The organism is Streptomyces graminilatus, assembly GCF_001418565.1.
GTDB lineage: Bacteria > Actinomycetota > Actinomycetes > Streptomycetales > Streptomycetaceae > Streptomyces > Streptomyces graminilatus.
In genome coordinates this window covers 1-7,542 of record NZ_LIQQ01000007.1, presented here as the reverse complement: position 1 = coordinate 7,542, position 7,542 = coordinate 1, and the positions used below count along the sequence as shown (strand labels likewise).

At 72.6% G+C, this 7,542-nt stretch carries 9 protein-coding genes; 7 read left to right on the top strand and 2 right to left on the bottom strand.

The window, feature by feature from the left end:
- On the bottom strand, positions 1-692 hold a 692-nt coding region (locus AOK08_RS00765; RefSeq protein ID WP_055522584.1), incomplete at its 3' end, for a lysophospholipid acyltransferase family protein.
- A gap of 274 nt (positions 693-966) precedes the next feature.
- On the opposite strand from AOK08_RS00765, the gene AOK08_RS00760 reads away from it, so the two are divergent.
- From AOK08_RS00760 to AOK08_RS00735, 7 genes are all read left to right on the top strand, one after another.
- Positions 967-1,629, top strand: a complete 663-nt coding sequence (locus tag AOK08_RS00760; protein ID WP_055522586.1) for a LuxR C-terminal-related transcriptional regulator — start codon at positions 967-969, stop codon at positions 1,627-1,629.
- Between the two features lie 256 nt (positions 1,630-1,885).
- The gene (locus AOK08_RS44355; RefSeq protein WP_107100821.1) at positions 1,886-2,023 is read left to right on the top strand and encodes a lasso RiPP family leader peptide-containing protein; all 138 of its coding nucleotides are present in this window, start codon (positions 1,886-1,888) and stop codon (positions 2,021-2,023) included.
- Between the two features lie 239 nt (positions 2,024-2,262).
- Positions 2,263-4,107: an asparagine synthase-related protein gene (locus AOK08_RS00755; protein ID WP_055522582.1), complete on the top strand. Its 1,845-nt coding sequence runs from the start codon at positions 2,263-2,265 to the stop codon at positions 4,105-4,107.
- A 20-nt stretch (positions 4,108-4,127) separates the two neighbouring features.
- Entirely contained in the window at positions 4,128-4,388 is a 261-nt protein-coding gene (locus tag AOK08_RS00750) for a lasso peptide biosynthesis PqqD family chaperone (RefSeq protein WP_055522581.1), read from the top strand.
- Positions 4,385-4,813 carry a lasso peptide biosynthesis B2 protein gene (locus AOK08_RS00745; RefSeq protein WP_055522579.1) on the top strand — a complete coding sequence of 143 codons (429 nt, stop codon included), beginning with the start codon at positions 4,385-4,387 and terminating at the stop codon, positions 4,811-4,813. The genes AOK08_RS00750 and AOK08_RS00745 overlap by 4 nt, the downstream gene beginning before the upstream one ends.
- Positions 4,810-5,832, top strand: coding sequence for an ATP-binding cassette domain-containing protein (locus AOK08_RS00740; RefSeq protein ID WP_055522577.1), 1,023 nt, complete (start codon positions 4,810-4,812; stop codon positions 5,830-5,832). The genes AOK08_RS00745 and AOK08_RS00740 overlap by 4 nt, the downstream gene beginning before the upstream one ends.
- Before the next feature lie 2 nt (positions 5,833-5,834).
- Positions 5,835-6,764 (top strand): ABC transporter permease, encoded by a 930-nt coding sequence (locus AOK08_RS00735; RefSeq protein WP_055522575.1) that lies wholly within the window; start codon positions 5,835-5,837, stop codon positions 6,762-6,764.
- A 92-nt stretch (positions 6,765-6,856) separates the two neighbouring features.
- Here the strand turns inward: AOK08_RS00735 and AOK08_RS00730 are convergent.
- Positions 6,857-7,542, bottom strand: a 686-nt coding sequence (locus tag AOK08_RS00730) for a hypothetical protein (protein WP_157876506.1), incomplete at its 5' end; no start/stop codon positions are given.

Here is a 7,542-nt window from a genome sequence, read left to right as displayed (position 1 = left end):
TACGTCGACCAGTACGCGGCCTCCTCCTTCTTGGCGTCGGCCGCGTACTGGTCGACGTACTCCTGCCCGGAGAGGTTCAGGATGGCGTACATGATCTCGTCGGTGATGGCCCGGAGCACCGCCTTCTCGTCCTCCATCCCGAGGTAGCGGGAGAAGTCGAGGGGCTCGCCGAAGCGGATCGCCACCGGGTGGACGTTCGGGATGACCTTGCCCGGCGGCTGCGCCTCGAAGGTGCCGATCATCGCGCAGGGAACGACGGGCACCTGTGCCCTGAGAGCCATGACGGCGACCCCGACCTTGCCCTTGTACAGCCGCCCGTCGTGCGACCGGGTGCCCTCGGGGTAGATGCCGAGCAGTTCGTCCTTGCTCAGCACCCCGAGCCCTTCGCGGATCGCGGCCTGTCCCGCCTCCTTGCCGGACCGGTCCACCGGGATCTGCCCGGCACTGCGGAAGAAGAACGCCGTCAGCCGTCCCTTGAGACCGGGTCCCGTGAAGTACTCGGCCTTCGCGAGGAAGGTGATGCGCCGCTTGAGGATCGCGGGCATCAGGAAGTGGTCCGAGAACGACAGATGGTTACCGGCGATGATGGCGGCGCCCGATGACGGTACGTGTTCGAGCCCCTCGATCCGGGGCCGGAAGACAAGTCTCAGCAGCGGTCCGAGCAGCACGTATTTGAGCACGTAGTAGAACATGGGGCGCTCCTCACTCCGTCGGCTCGGCTCAACCGCCGCGTTCCAGCAGGTCAACGGGCGTGTTGGGCGTCGTCAGTCTAGGCGCGGGCGTGACGTCGGGAAACCGCGCGCGGGCGCGTCGATTCGGCCCACGTCGAAAGGATTCCGTGCCGCCGATCCCAGTGTGAACAATGAAGACAGTTGACTCAGAAATTGCCTCATGGGCATGTGTCGGTCATAAGTGATCAGTATGGAGTGAGAAAGTGGCAAAACGGGGGAATTTGTGGAGGTGTCCGTGAAGGCGCGGGTGTTCGTCGTCGACGGACATCCGCTCTTCCGGGCCGGTGTGCGCCAGGTCATGGAGGGTGCGCGCGATCTGGAGGTGGTCGGGGAGGCGGCCACGGGGGAGGAAGCGGTCGTGGCGCTGCGGGACGGGCGCGTCGTCGCCGATGTCGTCCTCATGGACCTGCTGCTGCCCGGCTGTTCGGGCATCGAGGCGACCCGGGCGATCGTCGCCGAGACACCCGCGCGCCCCGACGCGCCGCGGGTGCTGTTCGTCTCGGGGTCGGCCGAGGACAACGCTGTCGTGGCGGCACTGCGGGCGGGGGCCCGGGGCTACATGGTCAAGGGTGACCCCGGCGAGGAACTGGTGCGCGGGGTGCGCACGGTGGCGCAGGGCGGGGCGGTGTTCAGCGCGGTCGTGGCGGACCGGCTGGGCTGCTACTTCTCCGCCGTGCACGACCTGCCCGGGCGGGCCGCCTTTCCCGAACTCACCGAGCGGGAGCGCGAGGTGCTCGACATGGTCGCGCGCGGCCTCACCAACCGCCGGATCGCCCGGGAGCTGGTGCTGTCCGAGAAGACCGTGCGCAACCACGTGTCCCATGTGTTCGCCAAGCTCCGGGTGGCGGACCGGGTCGAGGCGGCCGTACGAGCCCGGGACGCCGGCCTGGGTGTCTGACGGATACCCGGCAGATACCCGGCAGATACCCGACGGGCATCCGACGGGCATCCGACGGGTATCTGATGGTCCGTCATTCCGCTCTGGATCAAAGGGTGTTGGGGATTCCAGGACTCGTCCGGGACACCGCACCCAGGCACCCGGGACCGTGGGCGCCCTAGCGTGAAGGGGCTCGGGGGAGGCGGGGGCGAGTGCGGTGACCGCGCCTCGCTCCCGCCTCTCGTTCGCAATCGCGTCAGAGGGAAGAAGGAAGCAGGTGAAGACGAGCATGGAGATGAACGACGTCTACGAGCCGCCCACGCTGGTGGAGATCGGTGGCTTCGCGGAGCTGACCATGGCCTTCGGGCCGTGCCAGGAGCAGGACTGGTTCGACGGTACCGCCTGGATCTGCTGATCCGGCTGATCCGGCCGACCTGCCGACGGTACGGGTGACCGTATCCGCCAAGGCCGGTGGTGGAGGCCGTCCGCGCTCCACCACCGCGCCCGCCCTGCCACCGCCCTGCGCCCGTCCGCACACCCCGCGCGGATGTATGGAAACGCCCCGCGCGGACGTCCGGACAGACCCCCGCGCGGACGTACGGCCCCACCCGCCCGGACGAACGGGCCCACCCCGCACGGAGGGATGACACCCACATGGACTTCGCCGTCCTGCCCGACAGCCCGGCCGCCCAGGCCGTCGCCGAGCCGCTGACCCGCGACCCCGGTGTCCGTGTGGTCCACCACGCCTCGGGACGCCCCTGGCTGGTGGGCCGTTGGACGGACCAGGAGCTGACCCTGGTGAGCGCGGGCGCCCGGCGGCTCGCGGTCCTGGGCCGCTCGACCGTGGACCGGGACCGCACCGCGCGTGCCCTGGCCGAGGCCCGGTCCCTGGGCCAACTCGACGCCGTGGCCCGCTCGTTGCCCGGCTGCTTCCATCTCGTCGCCTCCTTCGACGGATGGACCCGGGCGCAGGGCAGCCTGTCCACCGCGCGGCAGATCTTCTACGCCGAGGTGCGGGGCGTCACCGTGGCGGCCGACGGGCCGCGTCCGCTCACCGGGCCCGTGCGCCCCGCCCGGGACGGCACCCCGCCCGTCGACCCGGAGCTGCTCGCGCTGCGCCTGCTGACACCGGCCCCGCCCTGGCCCCTGTCCCTGCGCCCGGTGTGGCCGGGGGTGTCCGAACTGGGCGTGGGCCACCGGCTGGAGATCGGTCCGGACGGCGGCGCCCGTACGGTCCGCTGGTGGCAGCCGCCGGAGCCCGAAGCGCCCCGGGAGGAGGCCGCCGAGCGGATCCGGGAGGCCCTGCTCGCCTGTGTCGCCGCGCGGGCCGGCGCCACCCTCAGCGCCGATCTGTCCGGAGGGCTGGACTCCACCAGCCTCTGCTTCCTCGCCGACGCGGTGGGCGCCGATCTCGTCACCCATCACTGGCAGCCGCTGGACCTCGCCAACGACGACACCGAATGGGCCCGGCGCGCCGCCCGCCATCTGCCGGACGCCCGGCACCACTTCGCCGCCGGGGAGACCGGCCCCACCTGGTTCGAAACGGCACCCGCCGGCGCCGGGGAGGACGAGGGACCGCTGCCCTGGGCCCGCAACCGCGCCCACATGCGACGCCTGCTCGCCTCCGTGGCCGAGGACGGATCGAACTGCCACCTCCTCGGCGTCGGCGGCGACGAACTGTTCGGCGTCCTGCCCACGAGCCTGTGGTCCCTGGCGCGCGGACACCCCCTGGGGAGTCTGTCCACCGTCCACCGGTTCCGGGTGCTCAACCGCTGGACCCTGGCCTCCACGGTGCGCGGGCTCGCCGACAGCGCCTCGTACGCGACCTGGCTGCGGGCCACCGCCGGCCGGCTCACCGATCCGGCGCCCGGTCCGGATCAGGCGCTGCTCACCTGGGGCTGGGAGCCCAGGCTGCCACCCTGGGCGACCCCCGACGCGGTGGACGCCGTACGCCGGCTGCTGCGGGCCACCGCCGACCGCGAGCGCCCCCGGCCCCACCACCGGGACCGGGCCCAGCACCAGTGCCTCGACATCGTCACGCGGACCGGGAGCGGGGTGCGCCGGCTCGATGCCGCGCTGAGCGCCTCGGGCGTCGCCTGCGAGGCGCCCTATCTCGACGACCGGGTCGTCGAGGCCGCCCTGTCCGTCCGCATCGAGGACCGGCTGGTGAGCGGGGACTTCAAACCCGTGCTGCGCCGGGCAGTGCGCGGCATCGTGCCCGAGGAGATCCTGGCCCGCCGCAGCAAGGGCGAGTTCAGCGCGGAGGCCTTCCAGGGCATGCGCCGCAACCGCGCCGACCTGCTGGACCTCTGCGACGACCTGCGCCTGTCCCGGCTCGGCCTGGTGGATCCCGGTGCCCTGCGCACCGCCCTGCTGAGCCCCAAGTCCCAGTCCCGGCAACTCGCCCCGTACGAGAACACGCTGGCCTGCGAGGGCTGGCTGCGATCCATCGCGGCACCCGTGCCCTGGGCCGCGCCCCTGGCTGCGGAAACCCTATGACCCTGGCTGGAGAAACCCCGATGACCCTGGTCCTGAAACCCGATGTGACCGCCACCGACACCGACGACGGCCTGGTCCTGCTCGACCAGCGCACCGGCCGCTACTGGCAGCTCAACCGCTCCGGCGCCACCACCCTCCGGCTGCTCCTCGACGGGTTTTCCCCCGAGGCCACGGCCGCCCGGCTGGCCCGGCAGCACCCCGCCGCCTCCGAACGGGCCCTGGCGGACGTACGAACACTGCTCGCGGCCCTTGACCGGGCCCGGCTGGTGGTGACCGCATGAGCATGCAGGTCGTCGGAGAGGCCCGCGTCCCGCTCACCTGGCGGCGACAGCCGGCCGCGCGGGCGGCTGTCGCCGTCGCCCGTCTGCTGGTGCTGCTGCCACCGCGCCGACTGCGCCAGGTGCTGGAGGCCGTCGCCCGTGGGGCACGCGCCGCCACCCACGAGGAGGCGCTGAGCGCTCGCGGTGCGGTGGTGACCGTGAGCAGCAGATGTGCCGGCCGGGGCTGTCTTCAGCGCTCGGTGGCCACCGTACTGCTGTGCCGGCTGCACGGCCGCTGGCCCGACTGGTGCACCGGGTTCCGCACCCAGCCGTTCCGCGCCCACGCCTGGGTGGAGGCCGGGGCGAAGGCGGTCGGCGAGTCCGGCGACGTGGCGCTGTTCCACACCGTGATGAGCGTGCGCCACCGCGACGGGGCCCGCCGATGAGCACGGCCACCGGGGTCAGGGAGAGCGGTCCGCGTGCCCCCGGCTCCGGCGAGCGCCTCGCCGTCCTCACCGAGGGGCTGACGAAGTCGTACGGCGACCGGCAGGCGGTGACCCGTCTGGACCTGGCCGTGCCCGCCGGCCGTACCTTCGGTTTCCTCGGTCCCAACGGCGCGGGCAAGAGCACGACCATCGGCATGCTGTGCACCCTGCTGCGGCCCACCGGCGGCCGGGCCCTGGTGGCCGGGTACGACGTACGGCGCGAACCGCACGAGGTGCGCCGCCGGATCGGCCTGGTCTTCCAGGAGTCCACCCTCGACGGCGACCTCACCGCCATGGAGACGCTGCGCTTCCACGCCGACCTGTTCGGCATCCCGAGGCGGCGGGCGCTCGACGCCATCATGGACATGCTGGAACTGGTCGAGCTGGTCGAGCGCCGGCACACCCCCGTCCGGACCTTCTCCGGCGGGATGCGGCGGCGCCTGGAGATAGCCCGCGGGCTGCTGCACACCCCCCGTGTCCTCTTCCTCGACGAGCCCACCACCGGCCTCGACCCGCAGACCCGCGCCGCCATCTGGGCGTATCTGGGCCGGCTGCGCGAGGAGCGGGACGTCACCGTCTTCCTCACCACGCATCAGCTGGAGGAGGCCGAACACTGCGACCGCATCGCCATCATGGATGAAGGCGCGCTCGTCGTGGACGGAACTCCGGCCGCCCTCAAGGCGGTTGTCGGCTCCGACGTGGTCACCCTGCGCACCGCCGACGACACGGCGGCCGTCCGGGCCGTAGCTGAACACCTCGGCCTGGAGGCCACGACGGGCGAGGACGGGATACGGGTCCGGGTCGCCGACGGAGCGGCCTGGGTGCCGAGGCTCTGTGCCGCCCTGCCCGTCACCGTCCACTCGGTGACCGTGACACCGCCCACCCTCGACGACGTCTTCCTGCACTACACCGGCCGGACCATCCGCGAGGCCGACAGCGAGGCGACCGTGTTCCCGGGCCGACCGATCCCCAGGAGGTGACCATGACGGATCTCCGTACGTCCGCCCTGCCGCAGGACGCCGATGCCGATGAAGCCGCCGAAGCCACGAAAGCCGCCGAAGCCACCCGAGCCGCCGAAGCCGCGGATTCCGGCGCCCGGCGCGGGCGCGTCGCCGCCGACCTGCGGGCCGTGCGCGTGCTGTGGCAGCGCGAGGTGATCCGGTTCGCGCGCAACCGGCTGCGGATCGCCATGAGCGTGATCATGCCGATGATGTTCCTGCTGGTCTTCGGCACCGGTCTGAACGCGGCGGTCCCCGCCGAACAGGCCGCCTTCCGGGACTTCCGGGCGTTCTTCTTCCCCGGCGTGCTCCTGATGGCGGTCCAGGCACCGGCCATGGCCGCGGGCGCGTCCATCGTCTGGGACCGGCAGGCCGGATTCCTGCGCCAACTGCTCGTGGCGCCGGTGAGCCGTCCCCCGCTGCTGACCGGCATCTGTCTCGGCGGTGCGACGGCCGGCCTCGGCTACGCGGTGCCGGTGCTCTGCCTCGGGGGCCTTGTCGGCGTCCCGTACCGTCCCGAACTCCTGCTCGTCCTGCTGGAGTTGGCGCTCATCGCGTTCGCCTTCACCTCGCTCGGCGTGCTGGTGGCCGTGTGCGCGGGGCGCCCCGAGACCTTCCAGATCGTGATGGGGCTGTGCATGATGCCGCTGCTGTTCCTGTCGGGCGCGGTGTTCCCCGCCAGCGGTCTGCCGGGGTGGCTGGGCACCGTCGTACGGGTCAATCCGCTGACGTACGCGGTCGACGCGCTGCGCCGCACCCTGCCGGGCCAGGGGGTGTCGGGGCTCGGCGGGCGGGCGGCCGGCCCGGAGTGGTGGGGCTGGACCCCGCCGGTCGTCGCCGAGATCGGCTGCGTGGCCGTCCTGGCGGTGGCGGCCCTGAGCGTCGCCACGTACCGCTTCTCGCGCGGTGAGTGAACCGGCGGGGAGGACACGGCGGGAACGGACGGGTGAGGGGGCGGGCCGACTCGGCCCGCCTCCTCACCCGTCCGTTCCCCTGCCCGGGACCGTCAGCCGACGCCCGCCGGATACGGGAAGGACTGGAAGTCCTCGTCGAGGCGGCGCGCCCCGCGCGGCAGCCAGGTCGCGGCCAGCTCGACGACCGTCCGCTGCGGCAGGGGCGGACTCGGTGTCTGCGTCGTGGGCCGGGCCACCGACTGGAGGGCCCAGGCGTACGCGTTCAGCGGGGCGAACGCCGCCCAGCGGTGCCGGTCGATGCCCAGCAGCATCATCGCCCGCATATAGGCGTGCCAGGTGTGATAGCCGACCGGGGGACGGCCGGGCAGGGAGTCCATGGTGTGCACCGGGGAGTGGACGCTCTCGCGGCGCGGGTCGTAGAGCACGCCTTGGCCGAACGAGGCGAAGGCCGTCACGAGCCGGAGGTCGCAGGGGCGGTACAGGCTGTCGAAGACGTCCAGTTGGATGCCCGACACCACCCGCAGGGGTTCCTCGATCGGCGCCATGAATTCCGCGTAGTTGTCCGGATACCCGGGTGACTTGCTCATCTCCTGCCACACCGCGCGGAATTCGCGCTCGATGCCGCCGCCGACGTGCTTGCCGATCGCCCGGTACGCGGCGACCAGTTCGGGCGAGGCGTGATAGAGGGCGACCTCGTCGAGCCGGTACCAGACCTCGTTGGCCCGGCGGTCGCCCAGCATGCCCGGCACCGGCGGCAGACCGGGCCCGCCGGGCCCGC

Excerpts from the sequence above, each read along its gene's own strand:
- AOK08_RS00750 (WP_055522581.1), top strand. The coding sequence starts at position 4,128 with ATGACCCTGGTCCTGAAACCCGATGTGACCGCCACCGACACCGACGAC.
- AOK08_RS00735 (WP_055522575.1), top strand. The coding sequence starts at position 5,835 with ATGACGGATCTCCGTACGTCCGCCCTGCCGCAGGACGCCGATGCCGAT.
- AOK08_RS00755 (WP_055522582.1), top strand. The coding sequence starts at position 2,263 with ATGGACTTCGCCGTCCTGCCCGACAGCCCGGCCGCCCAGGCCGTCGCC.
- AOK08_RS00745 (WP_055522579.1), top strand. The coding sequence starts at position 4,385 with ATGAGCATGCAGGTCGTCGGAGAGGCCCGCGTCCCGCTCACCTGGCGG.
- AOK08_RS00740 (WP_055522577.1), top strand. The coding sequence starts at position 4,810 with ATGAGCACGGCCACCGGGGTCAGGGAGAGCGGTCCGCGTGCCCCCGGC.